Genomic DNA, 25,435 nt, shown 5'->3' with positions numbered 1-25,435 from the left:
CCCTCTAGCGATACCAGGGGGCCGGGCCGGGCAGCGCGGCGGATGCGCGCGGCCGCACCGGCCGGCGGCTCGCGTCATACTGGCGTGATGGCCGTCTACGTCCGCAGGTTGCTCGGGATCGGCAAGCTCCCGGAGGACCTGCATGCCCAGGTCGTGGCGGAAGGTCTGCTCTATCTCGCCGACTACGTCGCGGTGACCCGGCGGTTCAGCGGCGTCATCCCCGGGGTGCGGCTACCGCACAGCGTTGCCTACTACACGGGTTCGCTGGCGCTCACCCGGCAGCGGATACTAGCGACGTTGTCAATGCTGCCCAAGCTGGCCGGCGTGACCGTCGACGCCCGATGGGACAGCGCACCGGAGGGCGCGGCCATCGCCGAGATCTCGCCGACGGGCCTGGCGGTGCACGTCGACGTGTCGCGGATCGACGAAAAGTTCAGCGGCGAACTGTCACTGCTTTACAAGACGGAGATTCCTGCGGACGTGGTCAGCGCGCTGCCGGCCTGCTCGTTGGCATTCCACATGTCGCCGGACTGCGTCGTCCGCGCCGTCGGCGTCACCTATAGTCCCTGATCGTGATGCGCGGCCAGGGCGGCTGACGCAGCACCGCCAGACACGCGATCACCCCGGTCAGCAGACCGGTCAGCGCGCCGAGCAGCGCGACGCGATTCTTGTCGACGGCCGGCACCCACGACGCCTGTCCGGCGTGCACGACGAAGACGCCAAGGGGTCTTTCCACCGGGATCACCGTGACACCGTCGGCGGTTTCGAAGGGCTGCCCGTACCCGCGCGGGGCGCCGCGCTTAATGGGCAGCTGTTCGAGCACGCCGGAATACTCGGAATACTGCACTACCCGCTCCCTTACCCGTGTTTGCCAGCACGCACCGTTGCTAGATTTGACGCCGATGCCATTCTCCTCCGGTGGGCTCTCCGATGGCGTGGTGAACGAACATGCGTTCAGCCCGCAAGACCGCCGCGTCGTCTACCGGGTGATCGCCGAACGGCGCGACATGCGCCGCTTCGTGCCCGGCTGCACGGTGCCCGAGGACGTCTTGGCGCGCCTGCTGCAGGCCGCGCATGCCGCGCCCAGCGTGGGGCTGATGCAGCCCTGGCGGTTCATCCGAATCACCGACGATACGGTGCGTCGGCGCATCCACGCTCTCGTCGACGAAGAGCGGCCGCGCACCGCGACGGCGCTGGGTCCGCGGGGGGCGGAGTTTCTGCGGCTCAAGGTGGAGGGCATTCTCGAGTGCGCCGAGCTGTTCGTGGTCGCGCTGGCCGACAAGCGCGACGTCCACGTGTTCGGCCGCCGTACCATGCCGCAGATGGACCTCGCGTCGGTATCCTGCGCGATCCAGAACCTGTGGCTGGCCGCCCGTGCCGAGGGTCTCGGTGTCGGCTGGGTGTCACTGTTCGACCCGTTGCCGCTGGCCGAGCTGCTGGGCATGCCCGCCGGTGCCGAGCCGGTGGCCATTCTGTGCGTGGGTCCGGTACCCGAATTCCCGGATCGCCCGGCGCTGGAGATCGACGGCTGGGCCTACGCGCGGCCGCTGTCGGAGTTCGTCTCCGAGAACCGCTGGGGTGTGTCGGCCCCCTCCGCCTGACCGAGCGCCCCGGCTTCCTCGCGGTCACCTGAGGTATCGTCGCCGCCGTCGCAACCAGCGCGGAGAGGGTGAGGCGAATGACCGGCGACAACGTCCTGATCGTGCACTGGCACGACCTCGGCCGACAGCTCGGCGTCTACGGTCACCCGGACGTGTCCAGCCCGCGATTGGACCAGCTCGCCAACGAGAGCATTCTGTTTACCCGGGCGCATGCCACCGCGCCGCTGTGCACCCCGTCTCGGGGGTCGTTGTTCACCGGCCGCTACCCGCAGAGCAACGGGCTGGTCGGGCTGGCGCACCACGGCTGGGAATACCGGGCCGGCGTCCGAACCCTGCCGCAGATTTTGTCCGAATCCGGTTGGTATTCGGCACTTTTCGGTATGCAACACGAGACGTCCTATCCGAAGCGGCTGGGTTTCGACGAGTTCGACGTGTCGAATTCGTATTGCGATTACGTGGTGGACCGGGCGGCGGAATGGCTGCGCGACGACGGCGCCCACCGTGGGCAGCAACCCTTCCTGTTGACCGCGGGCTTTTTCGAGACCCACCGCCCCTACCCACACGACCGGTACCAGCCGGCCGACCACAGCGCGGTCGATCTGCCCGACTACCTGCCCGACACCCCGGAGGTGCGCGGCGACCTCGCCGACTTCTACGGCGCTATCGCGACCGCCGACGCGGCCGTCGGCCGAATTTTGGACGCGCTGATCGAAACCGGGTTGAACACCAGCACCTGGGTGGTGTTCTTCACCGACCACGGTCCGGCGTTCCCGCGCGCGAAATCCACGCTATACGACGCCGGAACCGGTATTGCCCTGATCATCCGCCCGCCGGCCGGCCGCGACGTCCCGGTGCGCGTCTACGACGAGCTGTTCAGCGGCGTTGACCTGGTCCCGACGCTGCTGGAACTGCTGGGCCTACCGGTGCCGCCCGACGTCGAGGGTTTGTCGCACGCGCACGCCCTGCTCGCGCCGGGGGCCGCGGCCGATCCGGTGCGTGAGGAGGTGTACACGATGAAGACCTACCACGACTCATTCGACCCGATTCGGGCAATCCGCACAAAGGAATACAGCTACATCGAGAACTACGTGCCGCGACTGCTGCTGGACCTGCCCTGGGATATCGAAGAGAGTCCTTCGGGACTGGCGGTCGCCCCGTTCGTGACCTCGCCGCGGCCGGAGCGTGAACTCTACGATCTGCGCACGGATCCCGGCGAGACCGCTAATCTGTTGGCCGACAGCGACTCCGGCATGGACGCTGTTGCCGCGGATCTTGCTGTCCGCCTTAATGATTGGCGTCAGCGCACCGGCGACGTGATTCCGTCGGATTTCGCCGGCACCCGGATCGCGCAGCGCTACACGGAGACCTACCTGCAGATCCACCACACCGCTCCGACCAGCCGGTCGGCGATCGCCGCCGACCGCGGTGTCGAGGAATGACGACGTTACCCGGCTAGCCGCCGGCACGCTGTGTCCCGCCCACCTCGGCGACGATGAAGACCCGCCGGAAGGGGAAGATCGTCGTGCCGTCCGGCCGGACGGGGTAGGCGTCGTCCAGCAACGGGATGAGTTCCTGGCGGAACTGCTCCCAATCCTCGTCGTTCAGCCGCTCTCGCACCGGCACCAGCGCGGTACCGGTGATCCATTCCAACACCGGGTGCTCCCCGGTCAGCTGGTGCAGGTAGGTGGTCTCCCACGCGTCGACCTTGCAGCCGGCGTCCATCAGCAGGTTGGCGTAGTGCGCCGGCGGCTGAACCACCGCGCCCACTCGGAAAGGCACGTCGCGCAAGGTTTTTGCGTAGTGTTCGCGTCGCGCCACCGCCCGCACGGCGGCATGCGACGGCGTTTCGAAATTGCCCGGAAGCTGGACGGCGATCCAGGAGCCGGCCGGCAGTTGGCCGGCCCACCCGACCAGCAGGTCGGCGTGCTCGGTGACCCAGTGCAGCGCGGCGTTGCTGACCACCACGTCGGTGTCGGGTCTGGGCTTCCAGTCGCGCAAATCGGCGACGTTCGCGTCGATGCCGCGTTCCCGCGCGGCCGCGACCATCTCCGGTGAGGTGTCCAGCGCCTCGACGACCGCGCCGGGCCAGCGCTTCTCGAGATACTTCGTCAGGTTGCCGGGGCCGCAACCTAGGTCGACCACCCGGCGTGCCCGCTGGGCCCCCACCCTCGAGAGCAAATCGTAAAACGGGCGGCTGCGATGGTCGGCGAATGCCAGGTAGACATCTGGATCCCACATGTCGGTCCTCCTGATCAACACCGCCACTAGTCGGCCACATATAGACAAACCGTATTACCGCATGGCGCCCCCGCACCCCCCGAGCGCCCCCCACAATCCGGCCAAATCCCCTGGGACCGGCGGTCTGGCGGGATAGCATCGGCAGTCGTGGCGACCGACTCCGATCCCATCGATGCGCCGATCCCGGTTCCCGATGTCCCCGGCGCCGACGTTCCGCCCGGTGCCGGCGGTTTACCCCCGCTGTCGGAGTTGACGTCGCACGAACGCAGGGTAGTCCTCGCGTCGGCGGCCGGCGATGTCGCACTGCGTACCTGGGTCTCGTCGCTGTTGGCCGTGACGGCGGCACCGGCGGTGATCGCCAGGTCGCTGTTTTCCCAGCTGCACGCCGACACCGGCACCGAGAAGGGCAACCTGAAGTTCTACGCCGAACTGGCGGGCGAGGGCGACCCGCAGACATCGTTTCCCGCCCCCACCGACTTGCCGCAGGTCTCGTCGCGGCCGGCGGGACCGCTGGCGACCTGGATCGCGCGCGGCACCGTCGAAAACATCTCGTTTCCCAGCAGCTTCACCGCGATCAATCCCGCGATGCGCGAGCGATGGAGGGGGTGGGGCCGCAACAACGTCGCACACGCCCAGCACTGGCGCCATGACGACGGACCGCGACCCACGCTGTGCGTCATCCACGGTTTCATGGGGTCGTCGTATCTGGCCAACGGGCGCTTCTTCTCGATGCCGTGGTACTACCGGGCCGGCTACGACGTGCTGTTGTACACGTTGCCTTTTCACGGTTGGCGCGCCGAAAAGTGTTCGCCGTTCAGCGGTTTCGGCTATTTTGCCGGCGGGCTGAGCGGATTCGCCGAGTCGATGGCGCAGGCCGTGCACGACTTCCGGTCTGTCGTCGAGTATCTGCGACACACCGGTGTCGAACGCATCGCGCTGACCGGCATCTCGTTGGGCGGCTATACCTCGGCGCTGGTGGCCTCGGTCGAGGACCGGATCGAGGCCGTCATTCCCAATTGTCCCGTCGTCGCCCCGTCGACGATGTTCGAGCAGTGGTTCCCGGCGAACAAGCTGGTGAGCTTGGGGTTGCAGTTGTCAGACATCAACCGCGAGGAACTCGACGCGGGGCTCGCCTACCATTGCCCACTGAACTACCGACCGCTGGTCCCCACCGACCGACGGATGATCATCACCGGTCTCGCCGATCGGATGGCTCCGCCCGGGCAAGCCGAAATGCTATGGCACCATTGGGATCACTGTGCGCTGCACTGGTTTCCCGGCAGTCACGTGCTGCACGTCAGCCAGCTGGACTATCTGGGGCGGATGACCGATTTCTTGAACGAGGTCATGCTGAACTAGCCGTTTGGGATCGGGCTGCCCGATGGGCACCGGCCTCGGGGGTGGGCCAATCCAGACTTTCCAGCAGTCCGGCGGGTGCGTTGGTGTGACCGTCGAGTCGCCGGGTGGACAACAAATCCAGCGCCGCCAGCGCGGGCCCTTGGTTGCCGCGCTGCGGGATCAGTCCGGGCACCGGCAGCGTCAGCCCGGGCGCCGTGTCGGTGCGGAAGGCGCACGCCGCGGCGAGGGTGAGCTGGCCGCGCGAGGACCGCGAGCGGGCGATCTCCAGCGCGGTGCACGTCTGCAGGGCCGAGTACGACCGGATGGTCTCGAACGTCCCGGGAAGATCGTCGTCGACGCAAACCTGGTATGCCGCAACATAATCGGAATTACCACGCTGCACCGCGCGCCACGTCTCCCGGGCATTGGCGGTCAGCCAGCGTGGCACGTCGTCGGCATGGACCAGGTTGGCTTCCCAGCCGATCTCGCGGAGGTGGTCCGCGAGCCGGCGCGCCGCGACCTCCGCCGTCTCGTGCAGTGGGATGCGCGACGAGCGTGCCTGCAGTGCCGCCAGGTTTTCGGCGGCCGACAACGTGATAGCCACCCAGGTCTCACCTCCGGAGACGTCGGATGCGTTGTCGCGGCTGGTGATACGGATCTTGTCGGCACGGATTCCGTAGCGGTCCAGGTAGCCGGCGAGAAGCTCCAGCGGGAACACCGCATCGTCCGCGGCGGCCGGGCCGATGCGCACTACCGCGGTGGCTTTCGCGGTGACCGCCGATTCGGCAGATGCCAGCTTCGCCGGGTCGGACCGACGGCCGATGATGGCCAGCCGGCGCCGCAGCATGGTGGTGAAATGCAGTCCGCGCCACCAGCCCAACAGCGCGAGGACCGCAACGGCGGCGATGCCGAGCAGCCAGTAATCGCGATTTGAGTTCCACGGATACGCCAAGGCCGCGGGCACTACCGCCAACGCCGTCAGGGTGATCCGGGCGCGGCCCGGGATCGGCATCGAACTCACGGGGTGGTCTCCTTCCGTCGGCGTGCGGCGATCGCGGATGCGGCACCAGCCGCCGCGACGAGTACCGCCAGCGCGGCAGTCCCGACGAACGCGACGGTCCGCGGGGTGGTGTCCTTGGGCGCCGGTGCCGGCGGCACGGCGACCGGCTTGGCCGGCGTCGCGACCGGTCCGCTGCGAGTGGGCAGTTCCCAGGTCAAGGCCGCCAGCGCGTCGACGCTGCCCGCGCCCACCAGGTTGGACGGCGCGCGGGCGCCGTTGTGCGCGGTCGCGGTGATCCGCCGGATCACGTCGGTCGCCGACATCGCCCGGTATTTACTGCGTACCAGCGCCGCGACGCCCGCCACATAGCCGGCCGCGTAGCCGGTGCCGCCGACGGTATCCAGTTGCTGGTGTTCGTTGGGCAGGCCGTTGGCCAGGCCCCCGCCGTCGCGGTTGCTCACCGACACGATCTTTTCCCCCGGCGCCCCGATGCCCACCCACGGGCCCGACATGGTGAACCTCGACGGCTGACCGTCCGCGGTCAGTGACCCCACCGACAGCACGTAAGGCTGCCACCACGACGGAGTCGAGACGGACGTGACACCGGCCCAGTTCCGGGCATCGGCAGGATTGCCCAGGTCGGTGAGCGGGTTTGCCTCACAAGACATTCCACCGCCCAGCGAGCCAACGGACCCCAGATTGCCCGCGGCCGCCACCAGCACCGCATCCTTGTCCACCGCCGCGTACCGAATGGCCGCTCCCAGCGCGGCCTGATCGACAGGCCGATCGGCCGGCACGCAGGTCGCCTCGGAGATGTCGATCACCCGGGCGCCCAGATCGGCCGCGCGCACGATCGCCCGGCCCAACGTCGCAACCTGCAGGGACACCCGAGCCACCAGCGGATCGCCGCCCGGCGTCCGCGGCGAGAACCTGGCCGACGCGGTGCGAACCGCCAACACCCGCGCCGCGGGCGCGACACCGGAGAAGCCATCGTCGGCGGAGGGCTGACCGGCGACGATCCCGGCGACCAGCGTGCCGTGCCCGTCGCAATCGGTCAGGCCGTCGGAGTTCTCCACGAAGTCGCCGCCGGGGTCGACATTGGGTAGCCGCGGCCCGGGCCGCACGCCGCTGTCCAGCACTGCCACCAGCTGACCCTCGCCACGGGAAAACTGCCACGCCGGACCAAGATTGAGCGCCGCCTGACTGGCCGAGACCGCGGTGGGATCGCTGCCCGGAATGACACCGGAGGTGATGCAGGGCCCGCGCTGCTCCATCGGCTGCACGGGGCCCGCGGCGCCGCTGGGGGGTGGTGCGGCGGGATCGACCACCGGCGCGGTGATGGCCGACGCCGGCGGACAAGCCCACGGAACGACGGCCGGCACGAAAACCAAAGCCGCGCTCAGCCAGGCGGATCCGGCACGAATCATCGACTGAGCACCCAGGCGAAAAGACCGACGAGGTAGGCGATGACCGGAATCAGCGACGCATCCAAACCGGCCGAGACGAATCCCAGCAGCCGGCGCAGCGGCAACGAATAGGTCTCCGGCGAGGCGATAGTCGGGTTCAGCGCCACCACCGCCCATGCCAGCACCAGCACGACGAGCACCACCGCCGCCACGAACGCGGCCAGGTACCGCCCGGTCGAGGCGTAGCACACCAGCAGCACACCGGCGACCAGGTAGGGCTGGGCGAGCAGCCATGCCTTGCAGGCGGCCGAATCCCACACCCGGGCACGCAACACCGAAGTAGCCGCGGTGGCCGCCACCACATACCATCCCCACCCGCTCAACGATTCGGGACGTAGCGCGATCGCGATCGATCCGAGGACGCTGAGCAGCACGGCACCGGCGATGAAACCGTTCTGATGGGCGTCACCGACGCGCACGCGCCGGGGCAGGTCCTCGAGCAATCGCAACTCCGGCGCGGCAGGGGTGGGATCCCCCGGAGCCGGGATGACCGGCAGCGGGAACCGCGCCCACAGTGCGGAAAGCTGCGCCGCTTCAATGGTCACCAACAGCGCCACCACGATCAGTCCCGCACCGAGCGTGGAGATCGGTAGTTGCCAAAGCAATTCGGCACCAGCCGCCAACAACACCCCGGCACCCACGACGGTGGTCGCGGTGAAGAAGCCGACGATCCGCTCGTGCTCGGTGCTGGGCACCATCAGCACGATCAGCGACCATGCGGTGACACCGGCCGCGGCCAGCACCAGCTGTGCCGCACCGAACTGCCCCGGGACGGCCAGCGCCAGGGCCGCGCCGATGGGTGCCAGCGCAGCCATCGACAGCGCCATGCCGGTGCGTTCCGAGCGCAGGGTCACGAACAAGCCGGCGATCGCCGTCAGCGCCGCGATCACACTGACCGCGACCAGGCCGGTCAGCGCCCCGGTGGCCACCCGATAGGTGACACCCAGGCCCGTCGCCAGCAACGCCACCACGATCGCCGCGGCCAGTGCACCGCGGCGAATGTGCTCGATGCCCCAGGGCTCGAGCCGGGAAGTCGAGAAGATCATCGCGGCATCAGCGATGTCCTCGACGATGCCCGGCGCGGCCGGTCCCTCCGGAATCGGCTGTAACGCAAGCAGATCCCCGTCGACGACGCCGACAGTGTCCAGGCTGGCATCCAGGCTGAACGGCGCTCCCCCGATGGGTGCCAGGCTCAGCTGGGCGACCGCGCCGTCCTGCGTCGCGCCCTCAAGGTCGCCGCCATCGCCATTCTGGGCCGTCGGGACCACCAAGCGCTGCACTGCGGGCAGGATTTCGCGCAGCGGGAGTTCGGCGGGCAAGGCAACTTCGGTCAGCCTGCTGTGCGCGAGGATGGCTACGCGCACGATCGGCATGACGGCGGTCACGGGACCCTCGAATCGGCCTGGAACATCGTGTTTTCTCGCTATCTGGTTGTGGTTAGGCGTATTGGGTGGACAAGTCCCGGGATAGCCGCCGGTTGGGGAACCAAGGGGCGCCGGGCAGGCAGGCGGTCAGGTGTTCGATCGCGATGGCGATTGCAAACGGGTTGCCGGGGGCGAAGGTCGAGATCCATTCGCCGTCGAACGCGCGGGACGGGCTGACCAGGATCCGGCCCGCAGCGGTGTCGACGATGCTCATTCCGACCTCTGTGGTGGTGTGTTGTCCGTCGCGATTGCAACCCGCGACGACTTCGACATAGGCGCGCGGACCGGTGAACACCGATTCCACCACCGCCCGCGCCGAATCCGGAATACCCAGGTAGTCAAGGACTTCCGTCAGGGCGGCGCCGGAGCGCAGCCGCTCGTCGGCGCGGGCTCCGACGCGTGCCGGCATGCTGAACTCCGTGAAGCGCGCCGGCGGCCGCTGCGCAAGGCCCGCCCCGAGCACCGGGACCAGCGCGCGGGCGTCGTCGATGTTCATTGCGGTGAAGGTGACCAGCTGCGCGTTGCGCAGCGCGACAACGGTTTTGGAGGCTATGGCGGTCTTTCCGCTGGTGCCGGCGCGCCGCGCGACGATGCCGCGCAGCAGATCGCCGGAACCGCTGGCCGCGCCCGAGCCCACGTAGCGCAGATCAAGCCACTGGTCAGGAAAGCACACCACCCTGATCCAGTCGGCGACGGCCGGGTGCACGCGACCCTCCGGCGACAGCAGACCCAGTGCGGTCAGCTCGTCGTGTTGATCGCGGCGGAACGCGTCGCGTTCCGCGGCATCGCGGTATGGCGAGGTGATCGCCAAAACCCAGGGGAAGCTACCTGCCCCAATGGTTTCGGCGATAAACCACGCGTTGTCGACCGTCAGCTCGACGGCATTGGGCTCCGCACTCATCGAGGAAGGATTAGCCGCCCCACTTGGCGGCCTCGGCCGTGTCACGGGCGTACATGGCCAGCGTGTTGTTCTCGTGGGTGCTGGCCATCGCCTGGTAGGAGCGCACCAACGCCTCCATCGCCTGGTTCCACTGCGCCTGCCAAACCTGGTAGGTCATACCCGTGTCACCCTGCCAGGCGTTCTGCAGCGCGGCCTGTTCGGTCGCGATGTCGGCGCCCAGCCCCTGCATGGTGCCGGCGTAACCGGACATGTCGGCGGCGTGGGCCAGCATCGCCGGGTAGTTGTACATGATCTGGGACATCAGAAGTCCTTTCGCGGTTCTCTGGGTCGGGTCAGAACGAGGTGTAGCCGGACGCGGCGGCGGCGTCGGCGGCCACATAGGTGCCCGCGGCGTCGCCGAGGTTGGCTTGTGCGATGTCCAGCAGGGTGTTGACCCGCGCCGCCATCTCGACGAACCGGGCATGCGCGGCCTGGAATGCCGCCGATGACTCACCCTGGTGGAAGGCTTGGGCGGCCATTGCTTCCTGTTCGGCCGCGCTGATGGTGCTGCGCATCAGCGCCGCCTTAGCGCTGAACGCCGACTGCGAGGCCACCAATTGCGGGATGTGTGCATCCAGAAGACTCATAACACTTCCTTTCTCTTGCGTCTCTTGCGCTCCATATGATTTCGGCTGTCCGTATTGTTAACTTTCGGGGCCTCCCTCCCCCGCTTCATCGGGACCGCCCGGGCCTTCGCCGTTGTGATCCCAGGTGCCCGGCACCATCGGCATTCGTGGGCCGCTGCCGAAGTCATCGCCGGCCAGTTTTGTCAGCCCCGACGCCCGCAGGTCCCGTTCTCGGCGCGCGGTGCCGGCGAAGCCGAGCCGACCGGCGGCGCTGCCGGAGGCCAGCGCGGCGGCGAGTTCCTGCTCGTCGCTGGCCTTTTCGCTGGCCGCTTCGCTGGCCTTTTCGTTGGCCGCACCGCCCCAGTCCGGGTCGACGTCGACGTTCATGTCCACGTACTCGTCGCTGTGATCGCGCATCGCCGCCCGGCGGCGTCGGCGCGCCGCGGCCGCCCGGCCCGGCACCGCCGCGGCGGCCGCCGGGATGGTCGCGGCCGGCGCCTTGGCACCGCCGCGGCCACCGAGAGTCGGACCGAATCCGGTTTCGGGGTCGGCGCCCAGTGCGACCGCGTAGCCGAAAGTTCCGGCGACCGGCGCCGGCGCGGGCGCGGCCGGCGCGCTGGCTGCGGGGGCCGGTGCCGAGGCCGGCGCCGACGCGGGGGCCGCAGCCGTCGGCGCCATGGCCACCACCGGCGGCATCGAGGGCTCGGCGGATGTGGTGCTCGGCACCACCGGCACCTCGTCCGGGACATCCGCCGCAGCCTCGGGGTTCTGCAGGTAGAAGTAGGCGCCGATGCCGATGACCAACGGAATCAAAAGTGGTGCACTCAGGATGGCGCCCCAGGTCGGCCAACCGATCGCGTTGAAGAACAGCTGGTAGGCGATGAAGAACAGCAACGGTCCGTTGGCCACCAAGAACGGCCCCAAGCCCTGCATGAACTGCTGAATCATCTCGGACAGGCCTCGGAAGAGACCTTGGAAGAACTGCTGCAATTGCCTCAGCAGATTGTCCAGCCAGTTGCCGGAATCCTCGGCGCTTGGTGCGGCCAGGGTAGAGATGTTGTCCGTTTCGGCACCGGGGCGCAGCACCGCCGGCGCCGGCCCCACCCGCGGCGCGGACGCCAGCGCCGTATCCGAGACGACCTGATAGGTGCTCATCGTCGCCGCAGCCTGCATCCACATCCGGGCGTAGTCGGCCTCGTTGAGGGCGATCGGAATCGTGTTGATGCCAAAGAAATTCATTGCCACCAAGACGCCATGAACGGTGTGGTTGGCGGCCAGCTCGCCCAGCGTCGGCATGGCCGCCAGGGCACCGGTGTAGGCCGCGGCCACCACCTCGTGCTGAGTGGCGATCCCCACGCTGTCGGCGCTGGCCTGCACCAGCCACGCGAGGTATGGCACGTGTGCCGCCGCGTACTGCTCGGCGGTGGGCCCCTCCCACACGCCCGCCTGAACCTGTCCGAGCAACCCGCTGAGTTCGGTTGCCGCACTGGAGTATTCGGCGCTGAGCGCGTTCCACGCGCCGGCAGCCGCCAACAGCGGACCCGGCCCCGGGCCCGCCGACAGCAACGCCGAATGCACCTCCGGCGGAGACGCCATCCAGACGGGTGCGGTCATGCTCAGGCGCCCGCCGCTCCGTAGCTGCCGGCCGCCGCGGCGTCACCCGCCAGATAACTCGCCCCGCCTTCGCCCACGCCGACGCCGGCGCGGCCGAGTTCCGCCACGCCCTCGGCGGCCACTGTCGAGTGCAGCTGGCCCTGGGCGCTGAACCCGGCGGCCGTCGTCAGCGACACCGGATCCGCCGCCGGCGGCACCACCGCGGTGATCGCCGGAGCGGCCGCCGCGTGCGCACCCGCCAATCGTGCCGTCAGCGCCTCCACCGCGGCGCTTGTCGCCGCAAGGCCTTCGGGAACCACTCGCAACGTCATAACCCCTCCTTCTGCGGTCCTGCTGTTGCTGCTTCACTTCTCGTCATCAGTGCGCAAATCCTTCTTCGGCCCCGCCGACGACGGGCTCGCCAACCAACGGGTTGACCAGTTGCACGTACGTCGGAGTCTCGCTGTCCCCCAACAGAATCCCGCGCCCGGCGGGCATCCGGCCGAACCGCTGCCCCCGGATCTTGCCGCTGTCTTGCGGATTGCCGGCCAGCATCAAGGTGGTGGCCTGCAAGTCGTTGAAACGCCGCAGCAACGGACTGGTCATCAGCGCGTGCCCCGACCCGGTGGCCCGCGCCGTGACGATCACCCGCAGACCCAGATCGGCGGCCTGACTGAGCTCCGGAATCAGGCTGGTCCACGGCCGCTGACCGACGTACGGGCCGCTCATCGCCGGCGTATCCGGGATCTGGTCGACGTCGTCGATGATCAGGTAGTGGGTGTGCCCCTCGAAGCTCCAGCGGGCCAGCTCCGGCGGCGACAACCCGGCCGGCGGGCGCCGGGAGGCGATGATGTTGGACAACCCGAGCATCGCGGGGATGATCCGGTCGATGTTGGCGGTGTACTCGTTGTCCGGAAACAGCGGTTCCTCGACCAGATGCAGCCGACGGTCCAGCACGGTGAACGCCACCTCCGCCGCGGTGGAGTTCTCGCGAATGGTGCGAATGATGTGGCGCAGCAATGTGGTCTTGCCGGACTTGGCGTCGCCGAACACCATCAGCAGCGGGTGCTCGGCGAAGTCGAGCACCACCGGTGCCAGGTCTTCTTCGCGCTGACCGATGACCACCTTCTCCGGCCCGCGGTACAGCGGCGCGAGGGCATCCGGTGCCAGGTTGGTCGGCAGCAGCCGAACCGGCGGGGCGGCCATGCCAGGGTAGCGGGCGTTGATCGCAGCCACTCGGCCCAGTTCCGGTGCCGCGAACAGAAAGTGCTCGGCGGCCATGGTCAGACCGCGACCCGGCTGGTCGGCCGGGACGGCCTCGGCGGGGCGGCGCAGCGCCCCCACCACCCGCACATTGCTGTCCCGCGCGTCGTGCAGCTTGAGCTCGAGTCGCAGCCCGAGCCCGTCGCGCATCGCCAGCGGCACCTCCAGCCAGCTCGGGGTGGTGATGATGACGTGGATGCCGTAGGCGAGACCGACATTGACGAGTTCAGTCACCTTGGCCAACAACGGGTTCCGCGTGTTGAACTGGTCGGTGTTGTCCCGGGCGAACGCGTAGAGGTTGTCGATGACCAGGAACACCTCACCGAAACCATCGTCGTGGGTGGCACCGTGCTTTTCCCGGAATGCCTCGTGCCGCTGCCGGGCGATCAGCAGCTGCTCCAACTCACCGAAGGTGCGGCGGATGCGCTCCGGTTCCAGCGGTGACGCGATGCTGCCCACGTGCGCCAGGTCCGCCAGAGCACGCAACTGTCCGCCGCCGTAGTCCAGGCAGTAGAACGTGACGTCACGCGGCGAGTGCAGGCTCGCGGCCGACAGGATAAACGTTTGCAGCGCAGACGATTTACCTGATTTGGCGCCACCGTGGATGACCATGTTGCCCGACGCCGACGTGGCATCGAACACCAGCGGGTCGCGGCGCATCTCGAATGGACGGTCGATCTCACCGAGCGGCCAGCGCCAGTGCCGCTCCGGGACGCCGGCGTGCTCGAGCACGGCGGTCAGCGGAATCGACTCGTCCAGCGGGGGCAGCCACAGCTGCGGTGCCCGCGGTCCGTAACCGGCCAGCTGCGCACCGATGGTCGCGATCAGCTTGCGCGGCGGCCCGGTGAACTCCGGTTCGTCCGCACCGGTGATCACGGTGCCCTGATCGGGTTCCACCCGCCCGGCCGTGAACAGCTTCGGCTGGGGAGCGGAATGCACCACAAGCGTTTTCGCGGTTTGCGGTGGCTCGTAGATGCCGTCGACGTAAGTACTGCGGAACTTGATCGGCGCCGCCCCCGGGGCGGGCACTAGGAACCCGACGCCCTTGTGCTCCTTGCCCGCCTCGATGTGATACGCGTCGTCGACCCCGATGATTTGGCGAGAAACGCTGGGGCTGGCCACCTTCAACCCGATGCGGTAAGAGGTGTTCTTGTCGATGTCTTTGATCCTGCCAACGTCCAGCGTCTGGGATGCGAACAGGATGTGGATGCGGAACGAGCGGCCCTTGCGCGCCACGTAATCGAACAGTTCCGCGTATTCTGGGTAGTCGGCGAGCATCAGCGTGAACTCGTCGGCGACCACGAACAGCGTCGGGATCGGCGGCAGATCATGGCCCGCTTCGATGGCCCGCTCGTACTCGACCACCGAGTTGAACGCGCTGCCCTGCACGCGGCGGCCGGCCTCCCGCAGCAGCGTCTCGCGACGGGCCACTTCACCGCGCAGCGTGTCGGCGAACCGGTCGGCCAGCGACTTCTTCTCCGCCATGTTCGAGATCACTGCGACGACCTGCGGGAAATCCCGGAAGCTGTCCGCCCCGGCCTCACCCTTGAAGTCGGCGTAGATGACGATCAGCCGGTCGGCCGAGTGAGTTGTCAACAGTGACAACAGAATCGACATGAGGGTCTGCGACTTGCCGGAACCGGTCATACCGATCATCAGGCCGTGCGGCCCCATCCCGCCTTCGGCCTCGTCTTTGAGGTCGAAGTACAGTGGCTCACCGGTCGCTGTGACGCCGATGGGCACCCGCAGTTCCTCGTCGCGGGGACGCGGCGCCCACAGCGTCGGCACGTCGAGCTGCGAAGCATCCGCAATGCCGAGCAGCGTGGTGAATGTCGCGCCCCGGGTGGCGGCCGAGCGCAGCCCGGTGTGGGTGGGGTTGGAATCCCAGCGCGACAACTGACGGGCCAGGTGGGCCGCCTGGTCGGCGTCAAAGGAATCCGCGTGGTCGACGTAGGGCTGCCAGCCGCCGGTCTGCCAGCGTTGAATGGTGCCGCCGCCCTCGCTGATGCGCAGGACCGGCTTCTCCGGATCCGAGTACTGTTCGCGGTGCGGCGCGGTGGCACCGCGGTGGATCACCGTGACACCGGCTCGTCCCAGCGCGAGCGCCGACGCGTTCACGTCGTAGTCGGGGTCGTCGACGATGATCAGCAGATGGCGCAGGGCGTCGGCCGGTTCCCCGGTGAAGGCGGGACGATCGGCCAGCACCGGCGCGAGCAGGGCCGCCAACTCGTCCGGGTCGGTGGCCAGGAAGCGGGCCGGCCCCACGCCGTCCACCTCGCCGGGAATGTCGATGTGCGGCAACCACTTCAGCCACGACCAGTCGTAATTCTCCAGGTCGCGGGTCGCCAGCGCCACGCCGAGCACCGTCGGGTCGTGCCAGGTGACCGCCTGGGCGACCCAGGCGCGTACTGCCCCGCGCACGTCATCCGGCTCGCCGAGCACGGTGATCCTCGAGACCTTGGTCAGATCGATGCCGGTCGGCACCTCGCGGACGGTGCGCTGGGTATCGAGCAGGCTGCGCAATGCGCTGTGCGACACCGGCTCCAGGTCGATCTCGTCGGCGGTGTCGGCGACCCGCACCGCGGTCGCCAGCGGCACGTGGTGCCGCCCTGCCCGCACCACCAGAAAGTCGGGATCGTGCGGATCCCGTTCCCATTGCCGGCGGGATCCGGGCACCGTGGCCAGCGCGGCCGGCTCGGGGTGGGACCACTCGGCGGCGGCGCGCTGCGCGGCGGCCTGGGTCCGGATGTTGTCCCGGACCACCGACAGGTAGCGCAGGTAGTCGGCGCGTTCGGCGTCAACCTCCTCGGTGCGCATCTTGTTGTCGTTGCCGCGATACAGCGCGGTGGCCGCCAGCAGCAACACGAACGGGAAGAACAGCGTCTGCGGCGAAATCACCCGCATGCCAGTGGCGACCAACGCGACGATCATGCCGACGATCAGGATCACCAGCACATACGGCATCGCCCGGCGCAAGAACGACGGCGGAATCACCCGGGGCAGCTCGGGCGGGGCCTCGATGGTGATGGTGCCCTGGCGGACGCTCGGCGGGGTCAGCCGTCGTCGGGCTTCGAAGATCAGGCGACTCATCGGGGTCCTCCTTCGGCGGACACCGGACGACCGGGCCTGCTGTCGGGCGCCAACCCATCGTGTGCGAGTAACGCGTCGGCGCGGGACAGCGTCGGGCCCGCCGCGAACAGCGACAGTATCGACCAGGGAATGGGCACGGGGGGCGAGGTAAGTCCAAGGGCCTCAACGGTTTTGCCGTGACCAGCCGGCGCGCTTTCGGCCTCGTTGTCGATGCCGTAGCGCACGCCGGTGTCGGAAACCCAGAACAGCGAGCCGGTGCCCGGAGAGGTCGCTCCGCCGCCGACGGTCTGAGCGAAGTAGCCGGTTCCGGGCGCCAGGGCGACGCGGGTGGCGATGCCCGGGGTGCCGCCGATCAAGTTCACGGTGCGCACCGAGTCGGGCACGGGCAGGGCCGACCCGGCCAGCAGGGTCAGCGAGCTGCTGGCCGCCCCGGCCGGCTTGCTCCAATTCGCACATGCGACGGGGTCTTTGGCGGCGTCGACGAGAATGACCTGGCGGTCGGGGAAGCGGGTGGTGTCCAGCAGGCGCGAAACCGGGAGCTTGGCCACCGCGTCCGCGGGGACCCGCGGCGGTTGGTCCAGCCCGTAGGAGTTGGTGTTGCGCAGGATCGCGGCGAGCACCGCCGAGATGGGTTGCAGCCCATCGGGTAATACCGCGTAGTGACGCACGCCGCCCGGGTCGACGGCATAGGAGGTCACGACGCCGCCGATCGGGGCCGGGACCGGGTAGCCCGCCGGCCCGCCGGCGTTCGGGATGCTCGGCGCGGCGATCGCCGGTGCCTCGGGGATTGCGTTGAACAAACCCGCCGCGATGGGCCGCGGCGCGGGCACATCGGAAGCCAATCCCAGCGCGGAGGTGATCGCGTGATTGCCCAGGTCGATCCGGCTGCGCTTACCGTCCCACAACAGCCAGGTGCTGGGGCCGGCTTCGCCGGCGAAGTCGACCAGCATCGCCTGGCCGGGTGCGATTGCGGCGGCACGAGAGCCGCTGCCGTCGGGGGTTCCGGCGATCACCGTGACGCCGGTGCTGTGCATGGCGTGTGAGCCTTGGGCGGCTTCGCTCACCGCGTCGCAGACCGTCCAATTCGCATCACGAGAGGTGTTCGGCACCATGCGTTCCGGCGCACCAGGTATGCCGACCAGATTTCCGCGCGGGAAGCGGTCCAGCTCAGCGCTTTTCACCGTGACCGGGTTCACCGGTTTGCCGACGATCAAGCGTGCCGAGGTGAGGTTCAGCACCGGGTGCAGCTCGTCACCGATCCGTACATACAGCGCCGCGGTGTCGCGGTCGGCGAGCACCGCATTGTTGCCCGCCTGACCGTTGGGCCGAATCAGCGAGAACACGAAGCAGCCCGCCAGCCCGGTGATCAGGATGAGCGCGCCCATCAGCACCGCGCGCGACTGGGTGCGCAGCGGGTCGACCAGCATCCTGGTGTCGTGCAAGGCAATTCCCGAGGCGATACGGCGCATCACGAAGCGCCACCCGGTCACCTGGTGGCGCGTGACGAAACCGCGGCGGTAGACGACCTTGTCGGGATTGTCGTTGGTGGGGGTGCGGGAAGTGAAGGAGCGACGCTCGTCCTGCGGAACGGGATTGGTCATGCCGGCACCGAGAGCCCCAACCCGCGCAACAGCGGCTCGACGGAATTACTGACGTCTACGTCGGTGATCGTCATCAGCTCCTCGTCGGTGAACGCACCGGTCCCGGCCTGTTCCGAATGGTCCAGCCGGAATTCGCGCTCCTCCTCGGCACGCTCGACGATGTTGCGGACAAACCGTCCGTTGCCCGCGATATCGAGGCTGCGCCGCTCCACCCCGTTGGCATCGGGAGTGGTGGAGTTGGCCAGGCTGGTGAACAGGGCCTCCATATGGTCGAGCGCGGCCTGCTCGAAGACGCTGTCGCGCTGTTCGGCCATCTTGTGTGCGATCTCGACCAGCTCGTGGGAGGTGTAGGAGGGGAAGGTGATGTTGCGGGTGAACCGCGAACGCAGACCTTCGTTGGTGTCCAAAAACTTGTCCAGGTCGGCCCGATACCCGGCGATGATCACCACCAGCCGGTCGCGGTCGTTTTCCATGCGGGCCAACAGGGTGTCGATGGCCACCAGCCCGAAGTCGTTCTTGGCGCCCGTGGCGACCAGCGCGTACGCCTCGTCGAGGAACAAGACTCCGTCCAGAGCGCTGTCGATGATCGCGTTGGTCTTGGCTTCGGTTTCACCGATGTGCTGACCGATGAGGTCGGCGCGGTGCACCTCGCGGATGTTCTCACGCTTCAAAAGACCGAGGCCGCAATAGATTTTGGCGACCACACGCGCAATCGTGGTCTTACCGGTCCCGGGCGGACCGGCAAACACCAAGTGGTGCGCGCGCTGGGCGACCTGCAGCCCGCGCTGCTTGCGCACCAATTCCATGGCGACCGAACTCTTCAGCCGGGCCACCTGGTTCTTCACCTCGTCGAGTCCGATGAACTCGGTGAGCTGTCGTTCGGCCTCGTGTAACAGGACGGCTTTGCGCTCGTGGGCGGCGGGGTCGACGAAGTCGTCCGCACTGGGCTCGGTGTCGGGGTCCCACGGATCGGTGCGGGCCTCGATGCGGGCCGCGTTGGTGGTCACGATGCCAAAGCTGGTGTCGGACAACGCCTGCTCGATCTGTTCATTCTCGGGGTGGGCCGCATACAGGTCTTGTAGGACTTCGCTGGCAGATTCCTCGTCGACGTGCGCTCGCAGCACGAGCGCTTTGGCCAGTGCCCCGTCGACGGCAGCCACCTGGACCGGGCCGTCGGGTTCTTCGAGGTACGACAGCGCGGGAGCGAACATGCCCAGCCGGGCCAGTGCGGTGCCCAGGGTGATCTTGGCCGCGTGGGTGTAGGCCGCGTCGAGGTCGGAGTCGTTGACGATCGGCGTCAGTAGCTTGACGACGTCGGACCACCGCTCGGCGCGATAGTTGATGACCACGGAGATCCAGCGGGCCTCACGCCAGTTCGGCCGGCGTTCGGCGAGCCGGGAGACGATGTCGTGCGCGTCGGCGAAGCGTCCGCTGCCGGCCAGGGCGGCGGCGTAGGCGAGCTGGAAATCGTCGGGGGCCACGGCGCGGAATTGAAGGTAGAGGCCGCTGTCGTAGCGGAAACCCAACGCGCCGGGGGCCAGGTCGACCTGCCGCTGCAGCACGCCGGAGGTTGCCGCCGTGCGCGCGACCGCCTCGAGCACTCGCAGGGACGTATCCCCGGCGGCCGCGAGCCCGGTCCAGGCGTCGCACTGGTCGTGAGCAATCCGGGTCAGGGCCGCGAATCCAGCGCGGGCGGCGGTCAGGTCGGCCGGGCGGCGGCGTTGGTAGACCGCGATGCCGAGGGCCCGGCAGCAGGTAGCAAACCTGGTGACGACGTCACCGTCGACTCGGGTGTCCGCCCGCGGCGTACCGGGCGGGACGGCGAGCACACCGCTGTCAACGCGTTCCACGGCCGGTGTTTTCCATGAAGATAGTCTCCCCTAACTTAATTCGCTGAAGTTAGCATTGCTTAAGCTAACTGTCGAGGTTTGGAGCCCGCGCCAGGGGTCGCCGCGGCGCCCGCGCGGTACCTCTAACCACGGTGTTCTGTCTGATCACCGGTTCACCTCTCCAGTTGTGGCGTCGGCCGCAGTCGTCTAGGAGCCATAGCCTACTGAATATGGTTTTCATTATCAAAGGTGGGGCCGCCGCACGCTGGCGCAGAGGTGCGGCCATCAGATCGGCGCGGCCACAGCAGCGACTCCTTACCGATCGAGTGGGGCGCAACGACCGCGTCAAGCAAAGCGTGGCGTCGCGTGCAGACTGTTAGTAGTCGGTTGCCCGACCGGGAAAGTTCCCCGTGCAAGCCCACAGCCCGAGGAGATATGCCGGATCCGTCACGCCTTGACCGCGCTGACCAGGGTGTTGCGGGCGATCATCGGTCCGGCTTCGGTCTCCGATCCGGGGACAGGACGGCCAACCTCGCGCAGGTAGTCGGCCAATGGGGTACCGACGGCCTTCCAGCCGTGCTGCCCGAACCATTCGGTGGCCGGGGCATGTTGCTCGTTGTATACCAACTGGAAGAACAGCCGCTTGTCGCCCTGTGCGGCGGCCGCACGCTCTTCGGCGACGGCAGCCTCGAACTCGTCGGGCTGCAGTGGTGCGCCGTCTTCGACGGCGACATGGCTGCCGTATCCGGCCAGGCTGTCGATGCCGGCGAACAGCTGTTCCTGGGCGGTGGCGGGCAGATAGATCAGCAGACCTTCGGCGATCCATGCCGACGGTTTGGCGGGGTCGAAACCGCTGTCCCGCAACGCTTGTGGCCAGTGGTCGCGCAGATCGACGGCGATTTCGCGGCGCGCGGCCCGCGGTTGAACGCCGTGGCGGGCGAGCACCTCACGCTTGAAACCGAGGACCTGCGGGCGGTCCAGCTCGAAGATCGTCGTCGCGGCGGGCCAACTCAGCCGGTAGGCGCGCGAGTCGAGCCCAGCAGCCAGGAGCACAACTTGGCGCACCCCCGCCTCGGCCGCCCGCAGGAAGTACTCATCGAAGTACTTCGTGCGAGCACCTTGGAAGTTGACGAAGTGCTCGCCGAAGTCGGCGCGCTCGAGGGGGTGGTCGGGCTCCTTACCGTCAAGAACATCCGCCGACGAACCCCCGACGGCCCGGCAGAAGATCTCCGCATACGGGTCCAGCGCGAGCGGCTCAGGCTTTTGGGCCTCCAGCGCCCGCGCGGTGGCTACGAATAACGCTGTTGAACCGACGCTTGTTGTGATGTCCCAGGTGTCGCCCTCGCTACGCACCCAACCGACAGTACGCCAACGCGCCTACACGCCGTTCGCCCTGGCGTGCAACGGATGTTGCGCACACTTGAGCCCCGCTGCTAAGGGCCAATGACACAGTGAACGACAGGCGACGTCAGCGTCGGTGCCGCAACCAGTGGTGGGGTATCGGCGCAGCCGCCGAAATCGATTGGGGCGGCCGATTTAACGGTGAGGGTGCCGAGCTGCTGGGATGGAGCCCCGAATCCCCTTCGCGCGGCGCGACGCGCATTGTCGCGCCAACTTGCTGACAGCAGATGAGCATTTCCGTAAGGCTAGGAGTCTGCCGCAACGTAACCTGTTGTCACACCGGCAGCTCCATCGGGGGTAACGGGAGTTGGCCCGCCCGCGGCCGCACCCGCGACGTGCAGTCCGGTTTCCGACCGTCGGCTATGTTACTGACGTGGCCGGATAACGCTGCGATTGACGGCTGAGTGTGACCCCAATCGGCCGCCGTGAGCGCCTACATGTATTTTGACATCTACCGCTCGGACGGTAGCGCCTTCGGCTAATCGGCCCTCATCGGCGGGCCGTAAGGTAACCGGCTTCCCCTTTAACGCAGACCTCAAGTGCCGTGACAACGTTCGTTACTTGCGGCTTCATCAGCTTGCGGTTGATTCACCGTTTGCGCGTGAGGCTGGGAGGTGAAACAGCGCGCAGCGCCGGAGCGATGCCCAGAGAAGATTCGTTCGCCGTCGGCAGATATCGCGCCGACTGGGTCACCGGTCGCGGTCGTCCAGAACGGACGGATTCGCCCGCCTGGACGAGTGCTTGGGCCCAGTCGCCAGAGTGCGATTCCGCCGGCGGCATCACCTGATACCAGGATCGGAGCCGAGGCGGTTGTCGGTACCCAGACCACCGCCGTGACGTCGTCGCGGTGCCCCTCGGCGAGCAGGCCCTCTCGCCCTGTGGGTCCGGACCCGGAGAAATCCCAGCAGACGACCGTGTCGCCGCCGTCGCAGCACATCCAGCGGCCCGAAGATTCAAAAGCCAGCTGTGACACCAGTTTTGGGAAGCCACTCATCTGAAAATCGCTGCCGTCGCGCACATTCCAGCCGTGCAAGGTGGCATCCTGGCTCCCGCCGACCACCCAGCGGCCGTTGGGGGAGATCGCGATCCCGGCGATCGCGCCGGGGGCGGGCAGGCGCGCGACCGTGCGATCGCTGTCGGGTTCGAAGATCGTGACGCCCTGGTAGGCGGCCGCCGCCAGGCGACGCCCGTCGGCGCGCATCCAGGCCAGACCTGCGACGGTGCTCTGCAGTGGCGCGGACGTCCAGTGGGGGCGCCCGTCGGCCGCGTAAACCCGCACTGACCGACCATCGTTTGCTGCGAGGCCGCCGGATTTGGTCGCCCATGCCAGGCAGCTGCACCACTGGTGGGGAAGGTCGGCGATTACCGAACCGTCGGTGAGGTCGAAGATCATCAGCCGCTGAGCGCCGCCGACCGCAAGGCGGGTGCCGTCTGGATTGGCGGCCATTGCCAGCAGGAAGTCGTCGAGGACCAAGCGGCGCTGTTCGTGGCCGCTGGTGTCTGCGACGACAACGGTGCCCTCCGAACCGCCGATAACCACCTTGTCGGGCAATGCATTAACGGCCAACACCGGCTCACCGATGTCTAGCTGCCACAACGCATCTCGGGTGGCGGTGCCGGGAGTCGCGCTCATCGAGCCGCGGTCACCGGCGCCTCGGCGAGGCAAGCTCGAAAACTCGCTTCGAGCTCGGCACGGTCGAGATTGCGGCCGATGAAGATCATCCGATTACGCCGGGACTCGCCCGGCCGCCAGGGTGCACCCAGCCCGCCGTCGTGCAACATGTGCACACCCTGGAACACGTAACGCCGGTCGGTTCCGCCCAGATTGAGCACGCCCTTGCTTCGGAACAAGTCCGGGCCGCGTTCGGTGAGCAACTTTCCGAGCCACTCGTTGAGCAATTCGACGTTGACGGCGCCCTCGACGTCGATGCCGACGCTACTGACCGAGCCATCATGCTGATGCTCGCTGTCGGGGTCGAGGAATCCCGGTTCGGTCGCCAGTACACGATCCAGATCGAATGCGTGCACATTGAGCACATCGGCCAGGTTGACGTCGCACCGCACGGCGGGCAAGATCTCCGCGGCCGCATTGATGCCGCGGATACGCTGGGTAACGGTAGCGATCTGCTCGGCGTCGACCAGGTCTTGCTTGTTGAGCACGATCCGGTCGGCGAACGCGATCTGTTCGACCGACTCGTTTTCCACGTCATCGGGTTTAACCTCATCGAGATGGGTGAGGACGTGCTTCGCGTCGACCACGGTGACGATCGCATCCAGGCGCAGCTGCGCACGCAGAGCGTCGTCCATGAAGAAGGTCTGCGCGACGGGAGCCGGATCTGCCAACCCGGTAGTTTCGATGATGATGGCGTCGAAGCGGTCCTTGCGACGCATCAAAGCGCCGAGGATCCGGATGAGATCGCCGCGGACCGTGCAGCAGATGCAGCCATTGTTCATCTCGAACACCTCCTCCTCGGCATCGAGCACTAGTGCGTCGTCCACTCCGACCTCGCCGAACTCGTTCTCGATCACCGCGATACGTCTGCCGTGTTGCTCGCTCAGGATGCGGTTCAGCAGCGTGGTTTTGCCGGAGCCGAGAAATCCGGTCAACACGGTGACGGGGATACGTTGGTCAGCCGGTGTCATGCGGGCCTCCGTGGGGGTAGTCGCTTCCGTGGGGATAGTCAATGAGCAGGCGAGTCACCACCTGGTCACTGATGTCGGCCAACGGTGGTCGCAAGTTCCAGGACCGAGGTGTCGCTGCAGGACGGCAATGCGGTCTCGACCGGCGGACAGCCGAGTTCGAGGGATCTCAGTTGCTGCACCGTGACGCCAACATCGTCGGGCAGCATCAGGGCGGCCCGAACTAGTTCGGCGATGCGGACAGCCTGCGATCCTCGGCAGTGGGCGCCATCATCGACGCCCAACAGGATTCCATCCAGTGGCCAGAGCACAATCACAGTCAACTCTTATTGAAAATAATTTTCAAATAGGAGTGGATGCATACATTCGACAACAGGCAGCAATGTTCATCCGAATGTCGCGCATCTCAAATACCGCACTCACAATGGCCCGCGCCGCCAATTCGCCACAGCTACCGCCATGGCATACCCCCGAATGGTTGCCGACCAAAAACGGCGCATCAAGCCTGAACCCCGGGAGTGCCAGCTCAGACGGAGGCCAAGCACCGAGCAGTGGTGGTCCGCGCCTTTTCCATTGGTGCGACCCACCCAACTCGCCCGCTACGCTTCGGCGTACGGATAATGGAAACCATTTCCATTAATCGCACACTGGGGAAGGCTGGCTGAAGGGCCACCTGGCTGGCACAAAACGTCGATACGGTGGCGACAGGCAGTTTCTGATTGCGGTTGCCTGTAACAGCAGCTCACCCCCAGGGTTTAACGGCCCAAGTGGTGCCTCCCATAAACTCACGGTTGTCCCTACGATTAACGCGTGGGGCAGCATCGCCGCACAGGTCGATGGTGACAAAGCCCAGCCGACCAGCCGGGCCACCAACCTCGACACCGATCCGCACAGCTAGAGCTAGCCGTTGCTATCACTCGGCGCCTCGTTGCCTTCCGGGCCCTACCTGCGCGGCAACATCGGCATACCGCGCCCACCATCTGGATCAACTTCGGCCAGAGTTGTCACGGCCGCCGCAGCAGCGGTTTCCTTACGTGCGTGCCGCAAGGCGAACCTGAAATCTCCGGCACCCCGACCTGACGCCGTCCTGACCGAGTCATGCCAGTCCGGATCGACGTCAACGTCCATGAACTCGCCACAATTCCGCACCGCCATGCCAGATTTCGGCGTCGCGACCGCGGCTCTCGCGGACAGCCGCTCCGGCGCTGTCATGCTATGCTGCCACCCAGATCACCCGCATCATGACAGCTCCTCGGCTGAGACGTTTGGAAGTTGCCGAAAGCCACTGAATGATCGTCATTATTAAGACAATGTCAAACTGAGCAATCGATCCCGTCCATACGGTCATCGCCCTTCCCGCCAGGTTGCGTCCACCAAGGTGGTGTACGAGTCGGACCTGATTCTGGTGACCGGCGTGTCGTAGCCGAGTGGATGAAGGTCATCGC

21 protein-coding genes are annotated in these 25,435 nt (G+C 67.4%); 5 read left to right on the top strand and 16 right to left on the bottom strand.

Annotation, left to right across the window (positions count from 1 at the left end):
• Positions 1–87: 87 nt before the first annotated feature.
• Positions 88–570, top strand: coding sequence for a hypothetical protein (locus AWC25_RS17880; protein WP_069401451.1), 483 nt, complete (start codon positions 88–90; stop codon positions 568–570).
• On the opposite strand, the gene AWC25_RS17875 is transcribed toward AWC25_RS17880, so the two are convergent.
• Positions 554–847 carry a hypothetical protein gene (locus tag AWC25_RS17875; RefSeq protein ID WP_085167197.1) on the bottom strand — a complete coding sequence of 98 codons (294 nt, stop codon included), beginning with the start codon at positions 845–847 and terminating at the stop codon, positions 554–556. The genes AWC25_RS17880 and AWC25_RS17875 overlap by 17 nt on opposite strands.
• 55 nt (positions 848–902) lie before the next feature.
• Here AWC25_RS17875 and bluB point away from each other — a divergent pair, with 55 nt between their 5' ends.
• Entirely contained in the window at positions 903–1,601 is a 699-nt protein-coding gene (gene bluB / locus AWC25_RS17870) for a 5,6-dimethylbenzimidazole synthase (RefSeq protein ID WP_069401430.1), read from the top strand.
• A 77-nt stretch (positions 1,602–1,678) separates the two neighbouring features.
• A complete protein-coding gene (locus AWC25_RS17865) occupies positions 1,679–3,040 on the top strand; it encodes a sulfatase family protein (RefSeq protein ID WP_142278917.1) in 1,362 nt (453 codons plus the stop codon).
• A gap of 13 nt (positions 3,041–3,053) precedes the next feature.
• Here the strand turns inward: AWC25_RS17865 and AWC25_RS17860 are convergent, their stop codons facing one another.
• On the bottom strand, positions 3,054–3,839 hold the full coding sequence (locus tag AWC25_RS17860; RefSeq protein WP_085167196.1) for a trans-aconitate 2-methyltransferase: 786 nt from the start codon (positions 3,837–3,839) through the stop codon (positions 3,054–3,056).
• Between the two features lie 147 nt (positions 3,840–3,986).
• On the opposite strand from AWC25_RS17860, the gene AWC25_RS17855 reads away from it, so the two are divergent.
• Positions 3,987–5,198 carry an alpha/beta hydrolase family protein gene (locus tag AWC25_RS17855; protein ID WP_085167195.1) on the top strand — a complete coding sequence of 404 codons (1,212 nt, stop codon included), beginning with the start codon at positions 3,987–3,989 and terminating at the stop codon, positions 5,196–5,198.
• Here the strand turns inward: AWC25_RS17855 and eccE are convergent.
• From eccE to AWC25_RS17785, 14 genes are all read right to left on the bottom strand, one after another.
• Positions 5,185–6,189, bottom strand: coding sequence for a type VII secretion protein EccE (eccE, locus tag AWC25_RS17850; protein WP_069401452.1), 1,005 nt, complete (start codon positions 6,187–6,189; stop codon positions 5,185–5,187). The two genes, AWC25_RS17855 and eccE, sit on opposite strands and share 14 nt — an antisense overlap.
• 5 nt (positions 6,190–6,194) lie before the next feature.
• Positions 6,195–7,604, bottom strand: coding sequence for a type VII secretion-associated serine protease mycosin (mycP, locus tag AWC25_RS17845; RefSeq protein WP_069401434.1), 1,410 nt, complete (start codon positions 7,602–7,604; stop codon positions 6,195–6,197).
• Positions 7,601–9,016, bottom strand: coding sequence for a type VII secretion integral membrane protein EccD (eccD, locus tag AWC25_RS17840; protein WP_142278923.1), 1,416 nt, complete (start codon positions 9,014–9,016; stop codon positions 7,601–7,603). Before eccD ends, mycP begins: the two co-directional genes overlap by 4 nt.
• A 64-nt stretch (positions 9,017–9,080) precedes the next feature.
• Positions 9,081–9,968 (bottom strand): ESX secretion-associated protein EspG, encoded by an 888-nt coding sequence (locus tag AWC25_RS17835; RefSeq protein ID WP_069401436.1) that lies wholly within the window; start codon positions 9,966–9,968, stop codon positions 9,081–9,083.
• A 10-nt stretch (positions 9,969–9,978) separates the two neighbouring features.
• Positions 9,979–10,269 (bottom strand): WXG100 family type VII secretion target, encoded by a 291-nt coding sequence (locus AWC25_RS17830; RefSeq protein ID WP_069401437.1) that lies wholly within the window; start codon positions 10,267–10,269, stop codon positions 9,979–9,981.
• A 31-nt stretch (positions 10,270–10,300) separates the two neighbouring features.
• Positions 10,301–10,594, bottom strand: coding sequence for a type VII secretion system protein EsxG (esxG, locus tag AWC25_RS17825; RefSeq protein WP_044509502.1), 294 nt, complete (start codon positions 10,592–10,594; stop codon positions 10,301–10,303).
• A gap of 57 nt (positions 10,595–10,651) precedes the next feature.
• On the bottom strand, positions 10,652–12,187 hold the full coding sequence (locus AWC25_RS17820) for a PPE family protein (RefSeq protein WP_244899540.1): 1,536 nt from the start codon (positions 12,185–12,187) through the stop codon (positions 10,652–10,654).
• A 2-nt stretch (positions 12,188–12,189) separates the two neighbouring features.
• The gene (locus tag AWC25_RS17815) at positions 12,190–12,498 is read right to left on the bottom strand and encodes a PE family protein (RefSeq protein WP_069402975.1); all 309 of its coding nucleotides are present in this window, start codon (positions 12,496–12,498) and stop codon (positions 12,190–12,192) included.
• A gap of 46 nt (positions 12,499–12,544) precedes the next feature.
• A complete protein-coding gene (gene eccCa / locus AWC25_RS17810) occupies positions 12,545–16,519 on the bottom strand; it encodes a type VII secretion protein EccCa (RefSeq protein WP_085167194.1) in 3,975 nt (1,324 codons plus the stop codon).
• Complete coding sequence (gene eccB, locus AWC25_RS17805; RefSeq protein ID WP_069402977.1) at positions 16,516–18,120, bottom strand: type VII secretion protein EccB; 1,605 nt, start codon at positions 18,118–18,120, stop codon at positions 16,516–16,518. The genes eccCa and eccB overlap by 4 nt, the downstream gene beginning before the upstream one ends.
• Positions 18,117–19,970, bottom strand: a complete 1,854-nt coding sequence (eccA, locus tag AWC25_RS17800) for a type VII secretion AAA-ATPase EccA (protein WP_069402978.1) — start codon at positions 19,968–19,970, stop codon at positions 18,117–18,119. Before eccA ends, eccB begins: the two co-directional genes overlap by 4 nt.
• Positions 19,971–20,396: 426 nt before the next feature.
• The gene (locus tag AWC25_RS17795; protein ID WP_069402979.1) at positions 20,397–21,302 is read right to left on the bottom strand and encodes a class I SAM-dependent methyltransferase; all 906 of its coding nucleotides are present in this window, start codon (positions 21,300–21,302) and stop codon (positions 20,397–20,399) included.
• 583 nt (positions 21,303–21,885) lie between these two features.
• Positions 21,886–22,902: a WD40 repeat domain-containing protein gene (locus tag AWC25_RS17790; protein WP_158089762.1), complete on the bottom strand. Its 1,017-nt coding sequence runs from the start codon at positions 22,900–22,902 to the stop codon at positions 21,886–21,888.
• Positions 22,903–22,979: 77 nt separating this feature from the next.
• Complete coding sequence (locus tag AWC25_RS17785; RefSeq protein ID WP_069402981.1) at positions 22,980–23,993, bottom strand: CobW family GTP-binding protein; 1,014 nt, start codon at positions 23,991–23,993, stop codon at positions 22,980–22,982.
• A 41-nt stretch (positions 23,994–24,034) separates the two neighbouring features.
• On the opposite strand from AWC25_RS17785, the gene AWC25_RS26645 reads away from it, so the two are divergent.
• A complete protein-coding gene (locus AWC25_RS26645; RefSeq protein ID WP_142278916.1) occupies positions 24,035–24,217 on the top strand; it encodes a hypothetical protein in 183 nt (60 codons plus the stop codon).
• Positions 24,218–25,435: the final 1,218 nt, after the last annotated feature.

This window comes from Mycobacterium sherrisii, assembly GCF_002102355.1.
In the GTDB taxonomy this organism is placed as follows: Bacteria; Actinomycetota; Actinomycetes; order Mycobacteriales; family Mycobacteriaceae; genus Mycobacterium; species Mycobacterium sherrisii.
The sequence above is the reverse complement of the archived record's forward strand: the minus strand, read 5'-3'. Positions and strand labels throughout refer to the sequence as shown.

Excerpts from the sequence above, each read along its gene's own strand:
- AWC25_RS17880 (WP_069401451.1), top strand. The coding sequence starts at position 88 with ATGGCCGTCTACGTCCGCAGGTTGCTCGGGATCGGCAAGCTCCCGGAG.
- bluB (WP_069401430.1), top strand. The coding sequence starts at position 903 with ATGCCATTCTCCTCCGGTGGGCTCTCCGATGGCGTGGTGAACGAACAT.
- AWC25_RS17865 (WP_142278917.1), top strand. The coding sequence starts at position 1,679 with ATGACCGGCGACAACGTCCTGATCGTGCACTGGCACGACCTCGGCCGA.
- AWC25_RS17860 (WP_085167196.1), bottom strand. The coding sequence starts at position 3,839 with ATGTGGGATCCAGATGTCTACCTGGCATTCGCCGACCATCGCAGCCGC.
- eccE (WP_069401452.1), bottom strand. The coding sequence starts at position 6,189 with ATGCCGATCCCGGGCCGCGCCCGGATCACCCTGACGGCGTTGGCGGTA.
- mycP (WP_069401434.1), bottom strand. The coding sequence starts at position 7,604 with ATGATTCGTGCCGGATCCGCCTGGCTGAGCGCGGCTTTGGTTTTCGTG.
- eccD (WP_142278923.1), bottom strand. The coding sequence starts at position 9,016 with ATGCCGATCGTGCGCGTAGCCATCCTCGCGCACAGCAGGCTGACCGAA.
- AWC25_RS17835 (WP_069401436.1), bottom strand. The coding sequence starts at position 9,968 with ATGAGTGCGGAGCCCAATGCCGTCGAGCTGACGGTCGACAACGCGTGG.
- AWC25_RS17830 (WP_069401437.1), bottom strand. The coding sequence starts at position 10,269 with ATGTCCCAGATCATGTACAACTACCCGGCGATGCTGGCCCACGCCGCC.
- esxG (WP_044509502.1), bottom strand. The coding sequence starts at position 10,594 with ATGAGTCTTCTGGATGCACACATCCCGCAATTGGTGGCCTCGCAGTCG.
- AWC25_RS17820 (WP_244899540.1), bottom strand. The coding sequence starts at position 12,187 with ATGACCGCACCCGTCTGGATGGCGTCTCCGCCGGAGGTGCATTCGGCG.
- AWC25_RS17815 (WP_069402975.1), bottom strand. The coding sequence starts at position 12,498 with ATGACGTTGCGAGTGGTTCCCGAAGGCCTTGCGGCGACAAGCGCCGCG.
- eccCa (WP_085167194.1), bottom strand. The coding sequence starts at position 16,519 with ATGAGTCGCCTGATCTTCGAAGCCCGACGACGGCTGACCCCGCCGAGC.
- eccB (WP_069402977.1), bottom strand. The coding sequence starts at position 18,120 with ATGACCAATCCCGTTCCGCAGGACGAGCGTCGCTCCTTCACTTCCCGC.
- AWC25_RS17785 (WP_069402981.1), bottom strand. The coding sequence starts at position 23,993 with ATGACACCGGCTGACCAACGTATCCCCGTCACCGTGTTGACCGGATTT.
- AWC25_RS26645 (WP_142278916.1), top strand. The coding sequence starts at position 24,035 with ATGAGCAGGCGAGTCACCACCTGGTCACTGATGTCGGCCAACGGTGGT.